Source organism: Peptoniphilus senegalensis JC140 (assembly GCF_000321025.1).
GTDB classification, from domain to species: domain Bacteria; phylum Bacillota; class Clostridia; order Tissierellales; family Peptoniphilaceae; genus Peptoniphilus_A; species Peptoniphilus_A senegalensis.
In genome coordinates, this window is record NZ_HE610718.1 from 205922 (window position 1) to 225513 (window position 19592).

General features: G+C 30.9%; 23 protein-coding genes. 5 read left to right on the forward strand and 18 right to left on the reverse strand.

Annotated elements, in window-relative coordinates:
- Positions 1-7: 7 nt before the first annotated feature.
- The 7 genes from PTSHG_RS05215 to PTSHG_RS05245 all read right to left on the reverse strand — a co-directional run bounded on the left by PTSHG_RS05215 (position 8) and on the right by PTSHG_RS05245 (position 5965).
- Positions 8-271 (reverse strand): EutN/CcmL family microcompartment protein, encoded by a 264-nt coding sequence (locus PTSHG_RS05215; RefSeq protein WP_019107833.1) that lies wholly within the window; start codon positions 269-271, stop codon positions 8-10.
- A gap of 7 nt (positions 272-278) precedes the next feature.
- On the reverse strand, positions 279-755 hold the full coding sequence (locus tag PTSHG_RS05220) for a BMC domain-containing protein (RefSeq protein ID WP_019107834.1): 477 nt from the start codon (positions 753-755) through the stop codon (positions 279-281).
- A complete protein-coding gene (locus PTSHG_RS05225; protein ID WP_019107835.1) occupies positions 748-1272 on the reverse strand; it encodes a hypothetical protein in 525 nt (174 codons plus the stop codon). Before PTSHG_RS05225 ends, PTSHG_RS05220 begins: the two co-directional genes overlap by 8 nt.
- Before the next feature lie 87 nt (positions 1273-1359).
- Entirely contained in the window at positions 1360-1641 is a 282-nt protein-coding gene (gene pduA / locus PTSHG_RS05230) for a propanediol utilization microcompartment protein PduA (protein ID WP_005957821.1), read from the reverse strand.
- Between the two features lie 23 nt (positions 1642-1664).
- Positions 1665-2450, reverse strand: a complete 786-nt coding sequence (pduB, locus tag PTSHG_RS05235) for a propanediol utilization microcompartment protein PduB (protein ID WP_019107836.1) — start codon at positions 2448-2450, stop codon at positions 1665-1667.
- 10 nt (positions 2451-2460) lie between these two features.
- Complete coding sequence (locus PTSHG_RS05240; RefSeq protein WP_019107837.1) at positions 2461-3378, reverse strand: glycyl-radical enzyme activating protein; 918 nt, start codon at positions 3376-3378, stop codon at positions 2461-2463.
- Between the two features lie 13 nt (positions 3379-3391).
- On the reverse strand, positions 3392-5965 hold the full coding sequence (locus PTSHG_RS05245) for a glycyl radical protein (protein ID WP_019107838.1): 2574 nt from the start codon (positions 5963-5965) through the stop codon (positions 3392-3394).
- 287 nt (positions 5966-6252) lie between these two features.
- Between PTSHG_RS05245 and PTSHG_RS05250 the strand changes: the two genes are divergently transcribed.
- The 4 genes from PTSHG_RS05250 to PTSHG_RS05265 all read left to right on the forward strand — a co-directional run bounded on the left by PTSHG_RS05250 (position 6253) and on the right by PTSHG_RS05265 (position 10002).
- Entirely contained in the window at positions 6253-6783 is a 531-nt protein-coding gene (locus PTSHG_RS05250; RefSeq protein WP_019107839.1) for a hypothetical protein, read from the forward strand.
- Positions 6774-8498, forward strand: coding sequence for a DUF4037 domain-containing protein (locus PTSHG_RS05255; RefSeq protein ID WP_019107840.1), 1725 nt, complete (start codon positions 6774-6776; stop codon positions 8496-8498). The genes PTSHG_RS05250 and PTSHG_RS05255 overlap by 10 nt, the downstream gene beginning before the upstream one ends.
- 7 nt (positions 8499-8505) lie before the next feature.
- The gene (locus tag PTSHG_RS05260; RefSeq protein WP_019107841.1) at positions 8506-9102 is read left to right on the forward strand and encodes a DUF4125 family protein; all 597 of its coding nucleotides are present in this window, start codon (positions 8506-8508) and stop codon (positions 9100-9102) included.
- Between the two features lie 393 nt (positions 9103-9495).
- Positions 9496-10002: an ECF transporter S component gene (locus PTSHG_RS05265; RefSeq protein ID WP_019107842.1), complete on the forward strand. Its 507-nt coding sequence runs from the start codon at positions 9496-9498 to the stop codon at positions 10000-10002.
- A gap of 62 nt (positions 10003-10064) precedes the next feature.
- Here the strand turns inward: PTSHG_RS05265 and hslO are convergent, their stop codons facing one another.
- The 7 genes from hslO to hpt form a co-directional block, all read right to left on the reverse strand.
- Complete coding sequence (gene hslO, locus PTSHG_RS05270) at positions 10065-10985, reverse strand: Hsp33 family molecular chaperone HslO (RefSeq protein ID WP_019107843.1); 921 nt, start codon at positions 10983-10985, stop codon at positions 10065-10067.
- 29 nt (positions 10986-11014) lie between these two features.
- The gene (locus PTSHG_RS05275) at positions 11015-11281 is read right to left on the reverse strand and encodes a Txe/YoeB family addiction module toxin (protein WP_019107844.1); all 267 of its coding nucleotides are present in this window, start codon (positions 11279-11281) and stop codon (positions 11015-11017) included.
- The gene (locus PTSHG_RS05280) at positions 11278-11535 is read right to left on the reverse strand and encodes a type II toxin-antitoxin system Phd/YefM family antitoxin (protein WP_019107845.1); all 258 of its coding nucleotides are present in this window, start codon (positions 11533-11535) and stop codon (positions 11278-11280) included. The genes PTSHG_RS05275 and PTSHG_RS05280 overlap by 4 nt, the downstream gene beginning before the upstream one ends.
- A gap of 180 nt (positions 11536-11715) precedes the next feature.
- Entirely contained in the window at positions 11716-12441 is a 726-nt protein-coding gene (locus tag PTSHG_RS05290; RefSeq protein ID WP_019107846.1) for a class I SAM-dependent DNA methyltransferase, read from the reverse strand.
- Positions 12438-13175, reverse strand: a complete 738-nt coding sequence (locus PTSHG_RS05295; protein WP_019107847.1) for an SIR2 family NAD-dependent protein deacylase — start codon at positions 13173-13175, stop codon at positions 12438-12440. Before PTSHG_RS05295 ends, PTSHG_RS05290 begins: the two co-directional genes overlap by 4 nt.
- Positions 13176-13185: 10 nt before the next feature.
- The gene (locus PTSHG_RS05300; RefSeq protein WP_019107848.1) at positions 13186-14052 is read right to left on the reverse strand and encodes a type II CAAX endopeptidase family protein; all 867 of its coding nucleotides are present in this window, start codon (positions 14050-14052) and stop codon (positions 13186-13188) included.
- 33 nt (positions 14053-14085) lie between these two features.
- On the reverse strand, positions 14086-14613 hold the full coding sequence (gene hpt / locus PTSHG_RS05305; protein WP_019107849.1) for a hypoxanthine phosphoribosyltransferase: 528 nt from the start codon (positions 14611-14613) through the stop codon (positions 14086-14088).
- Positions 14614-14710: 97 nt separating this feature from the next.
- On the opposite strand from hpt, the gene PTSHG_RS05310 reads away from it, so the two are divergent.
- A complete protein-coding gene (locus PTSHG_RS05310; protein ID WP_019107850.1) occupies positions 14711-15229 on the forward strand; it encodes a DUF4364 family protein in 519 nt (172 codons plus the stop codon).
- Positions 15230-15323: 94 nt separating this feature from the next.
- Here the strand turns inward: PTSHG_RS05310 and PTSHG_RS05315 are convergent, their stop codons facing one another.
- From PTSHG_RS05315 to PTSHG_RS09240, 4 genes are all read right to left on the reverse strand, one after another.
- On the reverse strand, positions 15324-17825 hold the full coding sequence (locus PTSHG_RS05315) for an ABC transporter permease (RefSeq protein WP_026088848.1): 2502 nt from the start codon (positions 17823-17825) through the stop codon (positions 15324-15326).
- On the reverse strand, positions 17788-18465 hold the full coding sequence (locus PTSHG_RS05320; protein WP_019107852.1) for an ABC transporter ATP-binding protein: 678 nt from the start codon (positions 18463-18465) through the stop codon (positions 17788-17790). Before PTSHG_RS05320 ends, PTSHG_RS05315 begins: the two co-directional genes overlap by 38 nt.
- Before the next feature lie 88 nt (positions 18466-18553).
- Complete coding sequence (locus tag PTSHG_RS05325) at positions 18554-19426, reverse strand: sensor histidine kinase (RefSeq protein ID WP_019107853.1); 873 nt, start codon at positions 19424-19426, stop codon at positions 18554-18556.
- Positions 19414-19572 carry a winged helix-turn-helix domain-containing protein gene (locus tag PTSHG_RS09240; RefSeq protein WP_316245549.1) on the reverse strand — a complete coding sequence of 53 codons (159 nt, stop codon included), beginning with the start codon at positions 19570-19572 and terminating at the stop codon, positions 19414-19416. The genes PTSHG_RS05325 and PTSHG_RS09240 overlap by 13 nt, the downstream gene beginning before the upstream one ends.
- Positions 19573-19592: the final 20 nt, after the last annotated feature.

The window sequence follows — 19592 nt, forward strand, 5'->3', positions numbered from 1 at the left end:
ATCTACCTCACACAATTAAATCATCAATTATACCTATAATTGCCAAATCTATAACTGAAGATTTTCTATCATCTTCAACACGAACCGAAGAACCTGATCCAACAAGAACAAGTTCGCCTATACCTGCTCCTACATAGTCAGCTGCAACGGATTCATTTCTATATTTTTCTCCATTGGCATTAATAGGTTGTATAATCATAAGCTTGTATCCTACTAAAGTATCATTTTTTCTTGTTGCTACAACATTTCCAACTACTTTTGCGATAAACATAATATCACTACTCACTTGTCTTAGGATTCTTTAAATCTTTTGTAACTTTTTTGTTTTGAGGCTTTTTGTTATCCTTACTTAAGTCTATTTTAGATTCAACTTCCTTAACATCTGTCTCACTTATTTTTTTCTCAGGCTCAGATTTTTTTTCAACAATTTCTTCTTTTTTTTCATCTTTTTTTTCTGGTTTAACTTCTAAAGACTCCTCTTTATCTAAATTAAACACACCATCAAGGCCATTTGCAGGTCTTGGTATAACTTTAGATGAAACAAATTTATCAAAAGAAACAGCCAAACTTTTACCAGAATCTATAGCAGCCTTTACAGCTCCTACATCCCCAGATACTTTTACAGTAACAAAGCCCATTCCCTTTGTGATTTCTACATCTTCCATTTTTATATTTGAAGCTTTAAGCATTGTGTCCGCTACTATAATAGCGTTTGTAAGACCTACTACTTCTATAAGTCCCAGTGCTCTATTCATAAATTTTCACTTCCTCTATATCAACTATTTTTATTCCATAACTCAAAATTTCGTCATAATAACTTAATAGTTTTTTTATATAATTTTCAGGTTCTTTCCCTGTTACATTTTTTACTGTTTCTTTCCACAAATATACTTCTTTGCCCATTTCAAAAAGTTTCATTACAAGTGCAGACTCAAGTTCATCTTCGTTAAACATAATGATATTTGTTATGTTTTTCATTTTTATATCCAGAAAAAAAGTATCGTTTTGGGAAATCAAATCAAGATTGTCTTCATCCAAATCTATTATCTCTTTCCAGTTACAATAATTTTTTACTATATCTCTATAACTTTCTTCTAAATCTTTACTTATAACTGCATTTGCATTTAATTTGAATCTTTTCAAAACATCTAGTGCAATATAATATTTGTTGTTCCACGGCTTTGAGAATATAAAATTAATTTTTTTCTTTTCAGAAATTTGTTTTACTATAAGCTTAATAATTTCTTCCAGTTCTTTTTTACTTATATTCATTTAATCACCTTGCTTATTTAAGTAATAGAAAAGTTAAAATACCTAAAAAGATATTTTAACTTTTCTAAATTATCTTATGACTAAATATTATTTATCGAAGTGAGGAATAATCTTTTCAGTATCTGAATGTGGTCTTGGGATTACATGAACTGAAACTACTTCGCCAATAGCTCTAGCTGAAGCAGCACCTGCATCTGTTGCAGCTTTAACTGCACCTACATCTCCTCTTACCATTACAGTAACTAAACCAGAACCGATTTTTTCATATCCTACTAGATTTACATTTGCAGCCTTTACCATAGCATCTGCTGCTTCTATAGCTCCTACTAAACCTTTTGTTTCAACCATTCCTAAAGCGTCTGAATTCATAATTTACCTCCGTTTGATTTTTATTAAATATATGGACTTGTTGTTGATTTAGGTTCATCACCTAAAGCACCAAGTAACTTTTTACCAACTTCAATAGCTGCTTTTACAGCTTGACGAACTGCACCTGAATCTCCTGTGAAGCTTAATATAACCTCGTTAGAGAAACTTGTGCCTTGTGCTGGAGAAGCATAACCTACAACTTCAACACTTGCAGCTTTAACAGCAACATCGGCAAGAACTGTTCCTATAGCAGCAGGTCCTCCGATTACCATACCGAAACTCTTTCCATTAGGAGTTCCAAAAGCTTTTTCTAAGCAATAGCTTGCTCTTGCAGTGTATTGGAATTCTAAGTGTCCTGCATCATTTGAATAAACATCTCCAAAATATTTTGGAAGAACATCTAAAGCAATCTCAACAGCACGTCTTGCATCAGATACATCATCTGCACCAATATAGATTAAGCATCCGTGACCTGCTCCACCCTTTGTATCTCTTGGAAGTTCAACAGTAATTACTTCTGTATTAGTTGCCTTTACAGCATCATCAACAGCCATAATTTGTGGGCCTGCTCCAGTTCTTGAACCAATAATACCTATTGATTTATATTTGCCAAGATTTAACTTATCTACTAGCATTGGATCAACGCTTGCTATTACTAAACCGATTGTATCTCCTATTGCTGTTCCTACAAATTCTGTAACATCTACTCTTTTGCATCCGTTAGAAGAACAGCACTCAGTATCTTTTTTATCAATTCCTAATTCATTAGATACTTGTCCCATTATTTTTTCTAATAAATCTTTATCCATTGTTTCCTCCTTAACCTCCGACTTTACAAATTAACCCTTTAGATTCAACTATATTCTTTAATTTATCTATGTGGTCTTCTTCTAATTTTTTTGTGTTAGATAATTCATATTCTCTACCTAACAAATTATATTTTCCTTCGCCATAATTGTGATAAGGCAATATGTGTAGCTCTTTTACATTTGGCAAAGTTTTTACAAAATCAACTATATCCCCAAATTCCTTCTCATCGGCATTAATACCAGGGATAGTTGGAACTCTTATTATTGTATTTGCAATTTCCTGAATAATTCTTGCATTCCTCTTTATAATTTCGTTACTAACACCAGTAACTTTCTTGTGTAGTTCATCATCATTAGCTTTAATATCAAGTAAAACCAAATCAATGTGTGGAATGACATCTCTTACGACTTCTTCAGGAGCGTATCCTTCAGTCTCAATTGCAGTATGCCAACCTCTTGAACGGCAAGCTTTAAAGATTTCTTTTGCAAACTTCGGTTGCATTAAAGTTTCTCCACCAGAGAGTGTTATACCTCCGTTTGACCTGTAATAGAAAGAATCATCTTTTTTGAGTTCATTGATAACTTCTTCTACATTCATAACTTTTCCCTTAACCTCTAATGCGCTGGAAGGACACACATTTGCACATTCTTCACACATTACGCATTTTTCTCTATCAATAAAGTTTGGGTTCTTAGGGTCAAGTGCCTTTTGTTTACAAACCTTAATACACATCCCACAATGTATGCAAAGAATTTCTCTAAACATAAGCTCTTTTCCTTTTCTTTGCGATTCAGGATTTGAGCACCAAATACATCTCAAGGGGCAGCCTTTTAAGAATACTATGGTTCTAATCCCAGGTCCGTCATTTATTGAATACTTTTGAATATCAAATACGACACCCTCTTCATTGTAATTTATAGAATCCATAGTCACCTCCAACTTACATAGTATGTTCTGTTCTATTTATGATATCGTCTTGTACTTCCTTAGCTAATGTTACAAAGTGAGCTGAATATCCTGCTACACGAACTAATAAGTCCTTATGGTCTTGAGGATTCTTTTGAGCTTCAATTAGAGTATTTTTATCTACTACATTGAATTGAACATGAGCTCCTTTGTGGTCGAAATAACTTCTAACTATTGATACGAAGTTTCTTAAACCTTGATCTCCTGCAACAGCCTTAGGAGAGAACTTTTGATTGTAAAGAGTTCCGTTTGAAGCTTGCATATGTGGAAGTTTAGCTACAGAGTTTGCAGCAGCTGTAGGACCATTAGCATCCTTACCTTGTCTTGGAGATACTCCATCAGCAAGTGGTGCGTATGCAAGTCTACCATCAGGAAGTGCTCCTACATCTTTACCAAATAGTACATTGGCAGATACTGGATAAATTCCTGCTTGGAATGCTCCTCCTCTTGGGTTAACATATTTGTCAACTTCATCACAATAAATCTTTGCAGCTCTGATTGCAAATTCATCACAAAGTTCATTGTCATTTCCGAAACTATCAGTGTTATCAAGTATTTTTTGAATTGTTCTGAACTTTCCAGTAGTTTCTTGAGAACCACAACCGCAATCATTTGTTACTAGGCATTCGCCATTTAATTTGCTTTCAAGTTCATCTACATTTATAGAACCTGTAGAAGCTAAAATCTTCTTAACAGCTTCATAAATTTCGCTTTCATTCATTTCTCCAACTTTAGCAGAAACAGTTTGAGTATTGCATCCACATCCTGGCATTAATGAATCTGTAAATCCAAAGTTTTCTTCTAATGCTTGTTTTAAATCAGCAAGAGAAATTTTCTTATCTTCAAATACATTCTTGTAAATAGCGTATAAAGAATCTCCAGAATCTGCTACACCAAAAGCTTGAGGTCCTGTGAAGTTATAAATAGCTCCACCTGATTGAGCTGATTTACCTCTCTTGATACAATCATCAACCATTGCTGACATAAATGGAAGATTTCCTTTTTCCATATGAGCATAGTCAACGCAGTTATCAGCTTCAGCTAAATATTTTACAAAGTAAGCCATTTGTTTTTGATATGCAAGGAATATATCTTCTATTGAATTCATATCAGTAAGTTCGCCTGTCTTAGGTCCAAGTTGTTTTCCATTACATCTACCATTATTTAATGTAATTTCAAGAACTTTTGCAATGTTAAAGAATGCAGCATCGTGCCATCCTTCAGTTCTGTGTCCTGCTTGAGGTTCAACGCATCCGATTATTGAATAATCTCTTGCATCTTCTATCTTAACTCCTCTTGATACTAAGTTAAGTACAATTACTTCGTCATTATAGAAAGCAGGAACGCCATATCCTAATCTTGAAACTTCGCAAGCTCTAAGCAAGAATTCATAAGGAGAATTTTGGTGTACTCTTACTGAGAATGATGGTGCTGGTAATGCAACATGGGCAACAGCTTCCATACACATATAAGATACATCGTTAGTAGCATCAAAACCTTGAGAATCTTGTCCACCTACGCATAGATTTTGGAATACTGAGTATCCAGCAAAAGCTTGAGCCGAAACTTCATCACGAGTTTTATTTATATCATTTAATTTAACCCAAATACAATCTACTAATTCTTGAGCAAACTCTCTAGTAATATTTTTATCTGCCTTATAAGAAGGATACATATATTGGTCAAATCTTCCTGGAGAAATTGAGTGTCCATTTGATTCGATTTGAACCATTATTTGTATAAACCAAAATGCTTGACAAGCTTCCCAGAAATCTCTTGCACCATATTCAGGAACTCTCTTACAGTTTTCTGCAATTCTTAAAAGTTCTTGTTTTCTTTGAGGATTCATTTCAAGGTTTGCAAGTTCTTCAGCTTTCTTAGAATATCTGTGAGCAAAATTAATTGCAGCATTGTAAGAAATAATAACAGCTTTATAGAATTGCATCTTTTGGATTGCTTCAGGTTGAGAATCATCAAGTTCAGACATTGCTTTTACTGTTTCTTCAAGAACTCCTCTGAAACCTTTTTTGATTATCTTTTCATAATCAACATTTACGTGTCCTACTCCACCGTAGAAATAATTTCCTACTGTGAAAATTCCATTTGCTATACAGTCTTTAGCTTCTGTACTCATTAATGAATCTGCAAATTCTGATGTAGTTTTTCCTTTCCAGTATTTGAAAACTTCATGTAATTCTTTTTTAGTTTCTTCTGGAATTACAAAAGGATCGGCAAGTCTTGTTGCCATAGTATCAAACTCAGCTTCTACCCATTCATAAGAAAACTCAGGGCAAAGACCTGTTGATCTTGGAGCTTTTGTAATTGAACCTACTACCAATTCATCTTCTCTAATAGTTACTGGAAGTTCATTGAATAATTTTTCAACTGCTTTCGCTCTTCTTAATATGTTTGAAAGACCTTCTGTTTCTTTGTAAGACTCTGTTATTAATCTAGCTCTGTCAGATTCAACTTGAGGTGTTGCATCAATAATAACTTGTCTAAGTCTTTTCACTCTTTCTGTAGGTTGTGAAAACCCTTTTTCTAACATAGAATACCTCCTAAATTTTATTTGTGCTTATGTATAATCAACAAGCTTGAGTAAATTATATACTTTGCCCATTTTATGTTAGAAATATTATGCAAACCTTTATAAGGTAAAATTTAAACTTTTATTTTATAGTTTTCTTGTGCTCTTTAAGTATTCTTTTAATAGTTTTTTTTCGAAAAAGTGACAAAACAAACTTTTTGTTATACAATCAAAACCTTTTCCTTGTAGCTTATTGAAATTAATTACTTCTTTAAATAAAATTAATTCTATATAAGGAAGTGATTGTTATGGATTCTTCTTATTTACTTGTTGAATTTTCAAGTATAGCTATTGGTTATAAAGAAGTAAATTTTATAATTTTAAATTATCCAGTGGAACTTTTTATGACGAAAAATATTTGTCCTGGTCATATACTCTTTATTTTTAAAGGTGGCGACCACGATGTACTAGAAATAAAAAAATATTTAACAGAAAAAAATATTTCTGCTATACCTGTCCTAAATATACACGAAGATATTATGAAAAGAATAAATACTGCTGATAAATCATTAAAAATATCATCCTTAATGATCTGCGAATTTAAAGACAGCATTTCAGCAATAAAAGCTTCTGACTTATGCTTAAAGGAGTCTAATATCTCTCTTGTTAAAATTCATTTTCAAATAGGACTTTTTGGAAAAGGTATTACAATATTAAGCGGTCTATTGTCTGGTCTTGAAAATTCGAAAAAAATTATTTTAGATAACTTTTCAAACAGAGATATCATTGCTTTAGAAATTATAGAAAATCCAGTAGGAGAATTAATAAAATGTATTTAAAAAAAATAGAAAATATACAAAAAAAATACCACTCTCTTTTAAGAGATGGTAAAGAAGTTGAAATGCTTCCTCTTCTCGAAGAAGCTATTGAAATTTCACTTTCTAACAAAGACTTTGGCAAATTAGTAGAACTTCTCAACGACTACGGTGGTGCCCTTAGAAATACAGGTAATTATGCTAAGAGTATCCAAAGCTTGCTAACTGCAAAAAGTCTTATGGAAACTTACTTTAACAAAGATTCAGAAGCCTATGCAAATACTCTAATGAATTTAGCAAATGCGTACAGAATGAATTCCAATAGAAAAGAAGCTTTAATTTTATTCCAACAAGCCGATGACATTTTCAAAAAATTAAATCTTTACAATTATTCTTATGCATCAAATGCTAACAATTTAGCTCTTCTTTATTTAGAAGATGGAAGTCCTGAGAAAGCCTATGTTCTTTTAAAGTCCTCAGAAAAGATTTTATCAGAAATTCCTCATCACAGCATCCAACTTGCAACTACATATAATAATCTCTTTGAAGTTTGCACTCTTCTTAAAAAGAATGATGAAGCAAAGGAATATATTTTTAAAGCAAAAGACTTTCTCGAAAGTAAAATTTCGCCAGCTAATCCCCTTTACGCAAGCGTGCTTAATAATCTTGCAAAATATTATTTCAACATAGGCGAGATAGAAAAAAGTGAATCTCTTTACAGTATATCTAAAACAATTATTGAAAGCACTTACGGAAAAGAAAGCGAAGCTTACAAAAATATAAACAGCAACTTAAACTTCATAAAAAAGAACTCAAACACAACCCACAAAAGCAAAACATCTTTGCCCACTGACAATATAAAAAAAGGTCTGGAAATATCTGAAGATTTCTATTTTAATGAAGTAAAACCCTTTATATTAAAAAATTATCCAGAATTAATAAGATATTCTGCCTTTGGTTTAGTCGGAGAAGGCTCAGAATGTTACGGATTTGATGATGAAATATCTCGAGACCATGATTTTATCAAAAGATGCTCTTGGTTCTTGCCAAAAGATATGATAAACCAAGTTCCTTTGAGTGAACTTAACTTATCAGGTGGAGTTGTAAAAATTATTGCAATAGAAGATTTTTATAAATACTACACTCTTTTTGAAAAAGGGCCTTTGTCTATAAAAGAATTTAGAAAAGTACCACAAGATCTTTTATCAGTGGCAACAAATGGAAAAGTATTTGAAGATAATTATGGAAAATTTTCATACACAAGGCAAAGACTTCTTGCCTATTATCCAAAAGACTTGATACTAAAAAAACTAGCCTACCTTTGCAATAAAATCGCACAATCAGGTCAATATAATTATTCAAGATGTTTAAAAAGAAATAACTATATGGGAGCACAAATTGCCCTAAGTGAATTTTTACAATACTATTGTGAATTTATACATCTTATCAATAAAAAGTATATGCCTTTCTATAAATGGCAATACGAGTCATTAAAAACATTGCCTTTACTCGGAGAATATACTTGCCTAAATTTTGACAAATTATTGTCTTTTAATGACACTAATGAATCTCAAAAGAAAGTTGAAATTATTGAAGAAATGTGCAAAACATTAGTAGACCACTTAAACAAAACAAAACTTTCAAATTCTAATGCCGATTTTTTAAAGTATCACTCTTCAGAAATCGTAAAAAGAATAAACAATGAAGAATTGAGAAATGAAGACACTTGGATAAAGTAGGTGGAATATGAAAAATGAACTTATGTCAAAAAAAAGAGAAGAGACGCTGAAAAAAATTGTAATAAATGAATGGAACTTTTTTACAAATGTAAATAACATAGGCAAACGAGCTTACTGCCAAGATAATTCTTTCACATTCATATACTCTCGCCTTTGCTATTGGAATATATACAATGACATAATCCTTACTTCTTATCTTAATGACTTGGAAAATGCAAAAAATAACAATAGAAACTTGGTAACAGAAAAATACGCCTATATGATGCAATACACCGACCCTGAATATTTTAACAAAATAAAAAAGCATCTACCACCGATTTCAGATTATAAAAAAAATACTGTCAATTCAATAATGCTAATTTACATGAATTGGGAAGAAGAAATAAAGAAGAATAATCCTGAACTCTTAGATAACAATAGAGACTTGTACAATCCATCACAAAGTGCAGCTAGGACAACAATAGAATATTACTTTAAAGGCGAGCTTAGCAGTTACTCAGAATCAACTTTAAATCTAATTCTAAAATACTATTTAAGTGCCTTCCAAAAAGGAATAAATTTAGTAGAAAAAAATTTGAAGTATCTTAAAGAAAAAAATTTATAATAACTTTTATAATTAATTTTTGTTTTATATACCGATTTGTTTAAGAAACTCTATTCTATGCTTAAATTAAGATTTGTACACTTGTGGTTTCATCTATCAAATTAGACTTGTAGACTAATATATATTTTTAAATATTCTAAAAAATATAGAATTTTGCCATGAGCACATAAAGTTAATAAAATGCCAGAGATAATTTGTATCTTCTCTGGTATTTTTATGCTGAATTATTCTTTCTATTATTGTTTGTATCTAAATATATTATTTTGTCTTTTATTGTTAAAATTTTGAAGAGTAAAAAAATTTTTACAAAGGGTCGCATTGTCGACCTTTTTTTACTTTATTTGTGACATAAATCGTGCTATTATAGAATTAACAAAATAAAAAGGAGCAATCATGAAAAATTTTAAAGTAAAAGACTTAGTTATCACATCACTTTTTATCGCACTTGTCTATGTATTTACATGGATTGTAAAAATTCAGCTGCCCTTTGCACCTAATGGAGGACTCATCCACCTTGGCAATGTTCCCTTCTTTTTAGCTGCAATTTTTTTTGACAAAAGAGTTGGCATGACAGCAGGTGCTCTCGGCATGGGACTCTTTGACCTCACAAGCGGCTGGGTCCTGTGGTCTCCTATGACAGTTATATCAGCACTCATCATGGGTTACATACTTAACAAATTTAATTACAAACACTTGAAATTAAAAAATTTACTACTTTCCTTTATCCTAGTTGCCCTAGTAAAGGTTCTAGTTTACTACATTGGAGAAATTTTTATACTTTCATCTTTTGTAACACCACTGGCATCAATACCAGGTAATATCATTCAAATTGCAGTTTCATCTGTAATTGTCCTTGTAGTATTAAAGCCAATGGAAAAAGTTTTTAAAAACTTTAATTAATTTTTGAAGAGCATTAAAAAAAGATAGCTGAACTGCTATCTTTTTCTTTTGCAAATTTTTACTTAAAAATCATCATTAATAATAATTTCTCGATTTTTATTAATGTCCTTTGCCTTCTTTAACATTCTTTCCAAATCTTCTTCCTCAAAATTATAGACCTTGTCGCAGAAATAACAGGACACTTCAGCCTTTTTTTCTTCTCTTAAAATTTCTTCAATTTCCTTTGGACCAACAGATACAATTGCATCTTCAACTTTTTCACGAGAGCAGTTGCACTTGTAATCAATATCTCTCTTTTCAAGAATTTTAAAATCAATGTCCTTCATTAAAATCTCAATTAATTTTTCTGCATCGTGATACTCGTCCAAAATTGAAGTTACACTTGGAAGTCCCTTTAAATTTTCCTCTAACTTAGAAATTTGCTCTTCACTTGCATCAGGCATTAGTTGAATAATAAATCCACCAGCAGCCTTTATTGAATAATCGACATCAACGAGGACTCCTAAACCAACGGCAGAAGGCACTTGGTCAGATTGAAGAAAATATACAGCTAAATCTTCTGCAATCTCGCCCGTAGTTAGATTTACTGTGCCAGTGTAGGGTTTTTTCATTCCTGTATCTATAGTTAGAGTTAAATTCCCATCTCCCACAATGCCTGCCACATCAATTTTACCATCTGATTCTCTTATAGGAAGGTCTGCCTGAGGATTTGTCACATAGCCTTTGACAAATCCGTCATTTTTGCAAGTAGCAACAATACTTCCTGCCGCACCATTTCCCTTAATAGAAAGAGTTATTGAGTCCTTCTCATTTTTTTGCCATGAGCCAATAATTGCAGCAGCAGTTAATACTCTACCCAAAGCAGCACTTGTAGCCTTTGATAATTTATGAATTCTCGCAGCTTCTTCAACAACATCAGTTGTAATAGCCGCAGAAATTTTTATAGTTTCAGTTTCATCTATTGCTCTTAAAATATATCCCAAATTTTCCTCCTAAAAAAAGATAGCTTGAGCTATCTATTTTTCTTATAATGTTCTGAACAGGAAATTATAATTAATAAATCCCCTTCAACTTTGTAAATAAGTCTATCTTCTTTATTGATTCTCCTTGACCAATATCCACTTAATTGATAACGCAAAGGCTCAGGTTTTCCAATTCCTTCATAAGGGTTTCTCATTATATCCTTTATTAATTCATTTATTCTCTTTAAAGTTTTTTTGTCAGTATTTTGCCAGGATAAATATTCTAAAAAAGCCTTGTCGTGAAATAATATTTTCATTCTATGTCAATGAGTTCTCTTTCTTTATAAATTCCCTTTTCAATATCCTCTGCTCTTGAAATTAATTCTTTATAATACTTTGGATCTTTCATAATATGAGCATTTTCTATTAAATTATTGTATTCATCTAAACTTATTACAACAACATTTTTGTCATCTTTTCTTGTAACCAAAACTGTTTCCAAATTATCAACGGCTGCGTCGCAATAATCCTTCAAATTTTTTCTAAGTTCACTATAATTAACAGCTAACATAAGCTCACCTCTTTTAAGTTATTGTACAATGTTTTGTACTTAATTTCAATTTATTTTTATTTTTTCCTCAGCTTTTTTTATCATCTAAGTAGTAAATATAAACCAGCTATAACTAGGCATAATTCAGCAAGTCTAAATATTAATTTATTTATATTTTTAATCATAACTTTACTTCTCCTTTTATTTTTTTGCCGCTATTGTGTATCTTGAAGTTTTTTCTCCAGCTGCTTTAAATTCATAATCGTCATAAATTTCTATTTCTTTAAATCCAATTTTTTCCAATAAATTTTTCACGAAAGTTAAGTCGTAGGCCCTCTCTAAGTGTTCCTCGTAAAATCTCTTGTAATCATTGTCCTTTATATTTCTAAAAAAATTAACTCCGTAGGTGTTTAATTTTTTCTCTTCATCATAAATATTTTCCCAAATATATAAGACATCTTCCACTTCGTCCACTGTCACTGGTGGAATATTTTTAAATTTGTATTCTGTGTTTAAGTCAAAAATAAAAATTCCATCTTCCATTAAATGAGCGTAGGTAGATTTTATTGCAGCTTCAAAGTCCTTCGTATCTGTCACATAATTTAGGCTATCGCCAACAGAAATTATTGCATCGTAAGTTGATGGTGCAGAAAAACCCGCCATATTTTGCTTGAATAATTTTAAATTTTTACTTCTTATTTTATTTTCACAGACGCTTAACATATCATCGGACAAATCAAAGGCATGAAGCTTGTAGTCCTTTGCAATTTTTTCTGTAAGTCCACCTGTCCCACAAGCCATTTCTAAAATTAATTTAGGCTCTAAAGACTTTTTCTCTAGTAGATCTCTTATAAATTTATAAATTTTCTCGTAGTCCAAATCGTACATGAGCTTGTCGTAAAAATATGCGAAATCTCCGTACATCATTTTCTATTTTCAATCTCCTTTAAAATTTCTTGGAGCACTATTGTAGAATTTTCATGAATAACTACATCTGCACGGCGATCCATCGGTGTAGGGTCATTATTTATTATAATCAAATGATCAACATAATTTGGCAAAAAATTTACTGGAGACACTGTAAGTGATGAGCCAACAACTATTAAGGTGTCTGCGTCATCAAGCTCTCTTGCCCCTCTTTCAAAATCGTCAGGCATCATGTCCCCAAACATTACTACATTTGGACGAATTGTGCCGCCACAATGTCCACACTTAGGTGGTATCTCTCCCTCTTCAACTTTTTCACGCATTATCGCGAAGGGATATTCATGACCACACTTCATACAGTGAGTGCCACGAGTTTCGCCATGAACTTCGTAAATATTTTTTGAGCCAGCCTTAGCGTGAAGATTATCAATATTTTGTGTAATTATTCCTGCAAGATAACCAAGCTCTTCCATTTTTGCCAGTGCCTTGTGTCCGCCATTTGGCTCTTGGTCATTTAAGTCTTCCAAAATTTTGTAGCCTTCCTTATAAAAAATTTCTGGATGATTTAAGAGTCTATCCTTTGAAAGGGCAAGCGTTGGGTCCATCTTTGAATAGTAGCCAGAGGAAGACCTAAAGTCAGGTATACCTGAATCCGTAGAAATTCCTGCACCAGTTAGGGCAAAAACTTTTTTTGACTTTAAAATTAAATTAGCTGCTTCTTTTATCTTATCCATATCCTATCTCCTAAAAAACAATGTAGTGATATATAAAATACAAAATTACTAGGGCAATTATTGGCACGAAGTTAAATAAATCAATGCCTTCCACATCTCTATACATAATTTTTATTTCCTTGTCTTCTTCATTTTCCTTTTTCAAATTTTTAAGGATAAGTCTAATTAAAATTACAGAAATAATTGAAATTACAATTAATAAAATTATAATTGACAGCTCAAGAGAACCAATTTCACGTGAAAGTTTTGTCTTGCGCAAAAATTCAAAGAGCCTTTCATTTACATATCTTGCCGTCAAAACTGCAATGACATTATTAACAAAGTGAGCCACAATAGCTGGAATAATAGAACCAGTAACTTCTATTAAAGTTGAAAACAAAAGTCCCAACAAGAAGGGGGCTATAAAATTTTGTATGTCAAAATGAAATAAGGCGAAGACAAGAGCCGATACAATAATGGCAAATTTCTCGCCATAGACATTATAGGCATTAGTTAAAGTTCCTCTAAAGAAAACTTCTTCGCAAATTGCAGGCACAAGGCACATAAATATTAAATAATTAAAAATTGGAACATTTTGTAGCATTAATTCCATGGGAAAATTTTTGTATTCAATAAAATTTGAAAGAAGGGACAAAAAAATTCCATTTAAAAGCAAAATAAGAGGATAAGCCAAAATCACAAGGATAATAGCCTTTAAAATATTTTCAAAAGAAATCCTTTTTACTTTTAAAACCTCTTTAATATTTCCCGTTGAAGAAATAAAAATTGCAGGAAGTAAAATTATAAAAATTTCTGTAATAAAAGTGCCCCAAAAACTGTATTTTTCTTGAATATTAAAACCAATAGTTAAAAAAATAATTGCAAGAATAAGTGTCAATGTGTTGACACTCATAACATTTAAGTTCTTTTTTTATAACGCTTCATTTTTTTCCTTATAAGTGTAAATGTATGGCACATTCCTATAATAATCGCCATAATTTAAACCATAGCCAACAATAAAAATATCATCAATTTCAAAGCCAACATAATCAGCAGATACATCTGCTTCTCTTCTTGAAGGCTTATCTAAAAGCACACAAGTCTTTAAGGATTTTGGCTTATAACTTAAAAGTTTTTCCTTCACTGCATAAAGAGTGTTACCTGTGTCTAAAATATCATCAACAACAAGAACATCTCTTCCCTCTATATTTGTTCTAAGTTCTGTTAAAAATCTCACTTCTCCACTAGAAGATTCACTATGTCCATAGGATGAAGTTGTGAGAAAATCTATCTCAACTAACTTGTCAATCTCTCTAACTAAATCAGCCGCAAAAATAAAGCTCCCTCTCAAAAGAGAAATCACTACGAAATCATCTCCCATGTCTTTGCTTATTCTTTTGCCTAGGCTTTCTACTTTTTCCTTAATCTCTTCCCGAGAAAATAAAATTTGTCTTTCCATAATTCCTCCACTTACATTATATCAAAAAATGCTGAAAATTCATCTTTAATTGCTATTAGAAGCCTTGCTTTGGTATAATTACAGAGAAGGTGATTATATGAAAAAAAGTTCCTTTGAACTTGCATTAAATAAATTATTAATCCTATATATAATAGATAATTTCAATCATAAGCTAAAGGAAAATGACCTTAGTTTTTTTGTCTTAGACATAGAACTCTTTAACTACTTTTACTTCAAACAATATTTAAAGGAGTTAGAGTCAACAGGTTTAGTTCTCTTTGACGGCGACAAAAAATATTATCTATCAGAAGATGGAGTTAATACCCTAAATATTTTTTATGAACAAATTCCTGAAGAAAACATAAAATTTTTAGACGAAAAAATAGAAATTTATGGCCACGAACTAGTCCTAAAAAATTCAGTTTTAGCAGAAACCTTTGAAGAAAGTGGCGCAAACTATGCTCATCTAAAAATAAAAGACGATGAAATAGATGTCTTAGATTTAAAAATTGAAACATCCGATGAGGAAATGGCAAAAAAAATTTCTGCAAACTTTAAAAAGAATGCAGAAAATATTTATTCAGAAATATTAAAAATATTGACAGAGGAAAATTAGATTAAAAAATTAATTTATTTAAAATTTTCCCTAAAGCTAGATAAAGGCTATGAGTTTAAAAGCTCACGCCTTTATTTTTTGTTTTCGGAAGATATTATTCTAAACTTTTTATCCTATCTACAAGACTATTTTGGCTGTGCTTTTCATAGAACTTGCCAGTAAATATTATTCCAATGATTATATTTACAAAGTTTACAATAATAAGTGGCATGATTACAAATTTATAGGAAGTCCACTTCGTCTCTTCCATAAAATCTATCAATATAAATTTATTTACAAGTAGCATAACTATAAAAGAAAACACTAAGCTTGAAATTGAATATATCAAATTCTTTTTTACTAAATATTTTTTAATATTTTTCTTAGTCATTCCAATTGCTTCAAGAATTGATAAGTTAACCATATTTCTCAAAATTTCAGTAGCAATAATGTTAATAAAATTCAGTACAGATATTAAGAATAATACTATAGATAGACTGTAGCCAGCAAATTCTATTAGATTTTTAAAATTCATTATGGACTTTATTTGAAGATCCCTTGAATCGTAGGAAAAGTCTGGTTCATTTTCAAATGATTTTAATAAATTATCAAAATTTTCCTTTTCGCTATCCGCCACATCAAATCCATAGGACATTATACTTTTATCTCCTGTGAGCTCTTTATACTCATTGGGATCCATATAAATATATTCCAAACCTAAAGTAGGACTAGATTCGTCGTTTATATTTTCCTTAATTACAGGGAAATACCTAAGTCCATTAGAAAAATTGTACTCAATCTTGCCCATCACTTGGACTTCTTTGATTTTATTTTTTACATTGATTTTTATTTTATCTCCTGGTTTAAATGCAGATTTTTTATCTCCATATTCTCCAATGATAACATAATTTCCACTTTGCCATTTCTCTTTATCAAACTCTCCATCTATAAATTTTTGTTTATTTATTAAATAATCATCTATTCCCAATAATATTGGAGCCACTTTATTGTCTTCTATTTTAATATCTGGATAATCGTACTCATAACCATAATAGTATAATGCTCCCCCACCTTTAAATCCTTTATAGTTTTCTATCTCATCAATAAACTTATTATCAATTCCCTCTTCACTACCTAAATACATATATCTAAAATATTTTGGGCTTGCTATATTATAGTCTGTTGCAATGACATCAGAAATTCCCTTTTCTAAATCAATATTGCCAGTATAAGTTAAAACGCTATTTAAAATAACTGCAGATAGGCTAATAGAAAGAACTATCGATATAAATCTAAATTTATTGGAAAAGACTTGTCTTCTAGCAAGCTTGCCTAGAGAAATATTGTCACTTTTATATTTCTTTTTTATCGTGGTTTCATTGTATCTGCTGGCATCTATTGGAGAAACTTTTGCTGCATATTTTGCAGGTCTCATCACTGATAGAAATACTGTAAGCAAAGTAAAGGCTGTCGAAAATAAAATAATTAAGATTATTACTATTAGTGATAATTTTACATCCGTTAACATCTCATTACTTACAAATATTTTATTTAAAATAACTTTTCCAATAGAAATTCCGATTATATCTCCAAGTATTATTGAAGGAAGTGCGACTGCTAAAGACTCTAGATGAATAAGTTTTTTGATTTGTGGCTTTGTCATTCCAATTGTTTTTAGAAGTCCCAAAAGTTTAATATCTTCATTTACGGATATCTTAAAAATATTATTTATTATCAAATATCCAGCGACTATTACCAAAATCAAAAAGGCTAAGAAAGGTAAAAATGTACTGAAATCAAAACTATTATCACCAGAAAAAGGATACGCAAAGTTGACACCAATCCTTATCTCCTTATCTGATAAATTTCCAGGACTATCTGCCACCTTATAACCATTTCTCTCTGCAATGTTTAAAAGCTTATCTCTTATCATAAAGGAATTCTTTAGCATTACCTCCACATCTTTATTGTTTTCTGGGAGGGATAATTTATCTACATAAGCTTTTGATAAATAGATTTGTCCTACACCAACATTGGAGTCAATAGGATTTTGGAAAGTCCCCGAAATAATAAATTTATCACTTTTCTTTTCTATAATTTCTCCTGTGTAAGGTTTTTCAATATTGAAAGGAACTTCTATCTCTTCACCAATTTCTCCTTTATAACCTAGCTTTTTTGCAGTTACTAAATCTATAAATGCGTCGTTTTCTTTTTCTGGAAATTTCCCCTTAACTTTTTCTATTAGAGACCATTCAAATCCTTTCTTATCCATATAAGATAGTTCTGCACTTATTTTCTCATCATCAAGAATACCAACTTTCTCTCTTATTGAAAATTCCTTTATGTCTTTATCCTTGGATAAAATATTTATGTCTTTGTCAGAAAGTTCTTTAAAAGAGCCATGGCTGATTGTACCAATAGTTTTCATTGTTTGGGTTTCCATGCTCTTTCCTAAACCTAAGGCTACGGAAAACAAACTTGTAAATAGGATAGAAGTTAAGGCAATTGCTAATAAGAGAATATTTCTCCTGCTTATATTCGCATTTAAAATACTTTTTGACAGACGTACTATATAAGCTTTATTTTTGACTTTCATTTTTTCCCACCAGCCTTCCATCTTCTATCCTTATAGTTCTTTCTGCGGCTTGAGCTACCGCATCATCATGGGTAATCATAAGAATAGTGTTTCCAAGCTCTTTATTAATCTTTTTTAGTAGATAAACAACTTGGGAAGAAGATTTTGAGTCCAAATTTCCTGTAGGTTCGTCTGCTAGAATTATAGATGGCTTTGTAACCAAGGCTCTTGCTATGGCAACCCTTTGTTGCTGTCCACCAGATAATTCGTTGGGCATTTTATTTTTTTGATCGCTTATCTCAAGAATGTCTATTACAGAGTTAACGTATTTTTTATCTACCTTGTCCCCATCAAGACCAAAGGGAATAATTATATTTTCATACACATTTAGCATGGGCAAAAGGTTGTATGCTTGAAAGACAAAACCAATATTTCTTCTCCTAAAAATAGTTCTCTCATCATCCTTTAATCCATAAATATCAGTACCATCAATTAAAACTTTCCCACTTGTGGGATAATCAAGTCCACCTAGTAAATGTAATAGTGTAGATTTACCAGATCCTGATGCTCCAATTATGGAAATAAATTCTCCTTTTTCTACATCGAAAGATACTCCGTCAAGAGCTCTTACTTCTACATCATTTGTTTTATAATATCTTTTTAAATTTTCTACTTTTAACATATCTATTACCTCTTTACATTTAATATAACATTCATATCTTACAAAATACTTACAAGACTTCTTACACTTTTGTAAGAAAAAAGACTTCTCACAAGGGGAAGTCTACTGAAAATTTTATTTTGTTTTCCTTCAATGATGCCCTTATATTGCCACCATGTTTTTCTATAATTTCTCTGGCTATAAAAAGACCTAAACCCAAACCCTCCTTGGAAACTGAATTCTTTCCTCTATAAAATCTTTCAAATATCTTTGGCAAAGTTTCTTCTGATAAATCTTTGCACTCATTTTCTATGTCTAGATTATAATTTAGATAAGATTTATAAATTGAAATATTAATAGTAGATCCCTTTGGCGAGTATTTTATAGCATTATCTACTAGATTGTGGATAGCTTCTTTGAGCCATCTTTCATCTAAATCGAACAATAAGTCTTCGTCTTTTAAATTTATTCTTATTTCTTTTTCATCTAATTTAACTTTAAATTCTCTTAAAACATCTTTTACTAGGTCTTTTAAATTTGCTTGATGTTTTTGTAATCCTATAATATCCGATTCAAGCCTAGAAGATTTTACTAGATTTTGAATTAAAAAATTTAGTTTATTAAGCTCATACTTTATAATTGCAATATACTCATCTTTCGGATCATCTTCTAAAAGACTAATGTATAAAGAAAGGTTGCTAATGGGTGTCTTGGTTTGATGAGATATATCTGCTATTAAATCTTTTGTTTTGTTTTTTTCTGTATTTATTTTTGCTTCTTTTACTTGGCTGGCATATAAAAATTTAATGAGTTTTGATTTTATTTTAGAAAGTTCCTTTTCATCAAATTCAGTAATTTCTAAATTTCCATCTAAAGCACTGTCAATATAAGCTGAAAGTTCACGCATTTCATTTCTCAAGATTATATATTTGTATAAGATAAAGCAAATTATTATTACTAAAAGACCTATTAAAATTTCCATTTATATCCAACTCCAAAGACTGTTTCTACAGGGTCATAAGGTTTTAATTTATTTCTTATTCTAGAAATGTTGACACTAAGAGTATTTTGATCAATAAATTCATCATCTATTCCCCAGACAAAATCAAATAGTAATTCCTTAGTAATAACTTGAGGCTTGTTTTTTA

What these genes read in the sequence shown, in the direction of transcription:
- pduA (WP_005957821.1), bottom strand. Translation starts at nt 1,641, where the DNA reads ATGAATTCAGACGCTTTAGGAATGGTTGAAACAAAAGGTTTAGTAGGA.
- PTSHG_RS05290 (WP_019107846.1), bottom strand. Translation starts at nt 12,441, where the DNA reads ATGATGTACGGAGATTTCGCATATTTTTACGACAAGCTCATGTACGAT.
- hpt (WP_019107849.1), bottom strand. Translation starts at nt 14,613, where the DNA reads ATGGAAAGACAAATTTTATTTTCTCGGGAAGAGATTAAGGAAAAAGTA.
- PTSHG_RS05275 (WP_019107844.1), bottom strand. Translation starts at nt 11,281, where the DNA reads ATGAAAATATTATTTCACGACAAGGCTTTTTTAGAATATTTATCCTGG.
- PTSHG_RS05295 (WP_019107847.1), bottom strand. Translation starts at nt 13,175, where the DNA reads ATGGATAAGATAAAAGAAGCAGCTAATTTAATTTTAAAGTCAAAAAAA.
- PTSHG_RS05325 (WP_019107853.1), bottom strand. Translation starts at nt 19,426, where the DNA reads ATGGAAATTTTAATAGGTCTTTTAGTAATAATAATTTGCTTTATCTTA.
- PTSHG_RS05225 (WP_019107835.1), bottom strand. Translation starts at nt 1,272, where the DNA reads ATGAATATAAGTAAAAAAGAACTGGAAGAAATTATTAAGCTTATAGTA.
- PTSHG_RS05255 (WP_019107840.1), top strand. Translation starts at nt 6,774, where the DNA reads ATGTATTTAAAAAAAATAGAAAATATACAAAAAAAATACCACTCTCTT.
- PTSHG_RS05245 (WP_019107838.1), bottom strand. Translation starts at nt 5,965, where the DNA reads ATGTTAGAAAAAGGGTTTTCACAACCTACAGAAAGAGTGAAAAGACTT.
- PTSHG_RS05220 (WP_019107834.1), bottom strand. Translation starts at nt 755, where the DNA reads ATGAATAGAGCACTGGGACTTATAGAAGTAGTAGGTCTTACAAACGCT.
- PTSHG_RS05280 (WP_019107845.1), bottom strand. Translation starts at nt 11,535, where the DNA reads ATGTTAGCTGTTAATTATAGTGAACTTAGAAAAAATTTGAAGGATTAT.
- PTSHG_RS05250 (WP_019107839.1), top strand. Translation starts at nt 6,253, where the DNA reads ATGGATTCTTCTTATTTACTTGTTGAATTTTCAAGTATAGCTATTGGT.
- PTSHG_RS05215 (WP_019107833.1), bottom strand. Translation starts at nt 271, where the DNA reads ATGTTTATCGCAAAAGTAGTTGGAAATGTTGTAGCAACAAGAAAAAAT.
- PTSHG_RS05265 (WP_019107842.1), top strand. Translation starts at nt 9,496, where the DNA reads ATGAAAAATTTTAAAGTAAAAGACTTAGTTATCACATCACTTTTTATC.
- PTSHG_RS05260 (WP_019107841.1), top strand. Translation starts at nt 8,506, where the DNA reads ATGAAAAATGAACTTATGTCAAAAAAAAGAGAAGAGACGCTGAAAAAA.
- PTSHG_RS05310 (WP_019107850.1), top strand. Translation starts at nt 14,711, where the DNA reads ATGAAAAAAAGTTCCTTTGAACTTGCATTAAATAAATTATTAATCCTA.
- PTSHG_RS05240 (WP_019107837.1), bottom strand. Translation starts at nt 3,378, where the DNA reads ATGGATTCTATAAATTACAATGAAGAGGGTGTCGTATTTGATATTCAA.
- PTSHG_RS05320 (WP_019107852.1), bottom strand. Translation starts at nt 18,465, where the DNA reads ATGTTAAAAGTAGAAAATTTAAAAAGATATTATAAAACAAATGATGTA.
- PTSHG_RS05315 (WP_026088848.1), bottom strand. Translation starts at nt 17,825, where the DNA reads ATGGAAGGCTGGTGGGAAAAAATGAAAGTCAAAAATAAAGCTTATATA.
- pduB (WP_019107836.1), bottom strand. Translation starts at nt 2,450, where the DNA reads ATGGATAAAGATTTATTAGAAAAAATAATGGGACAAGTATCTAATGAA.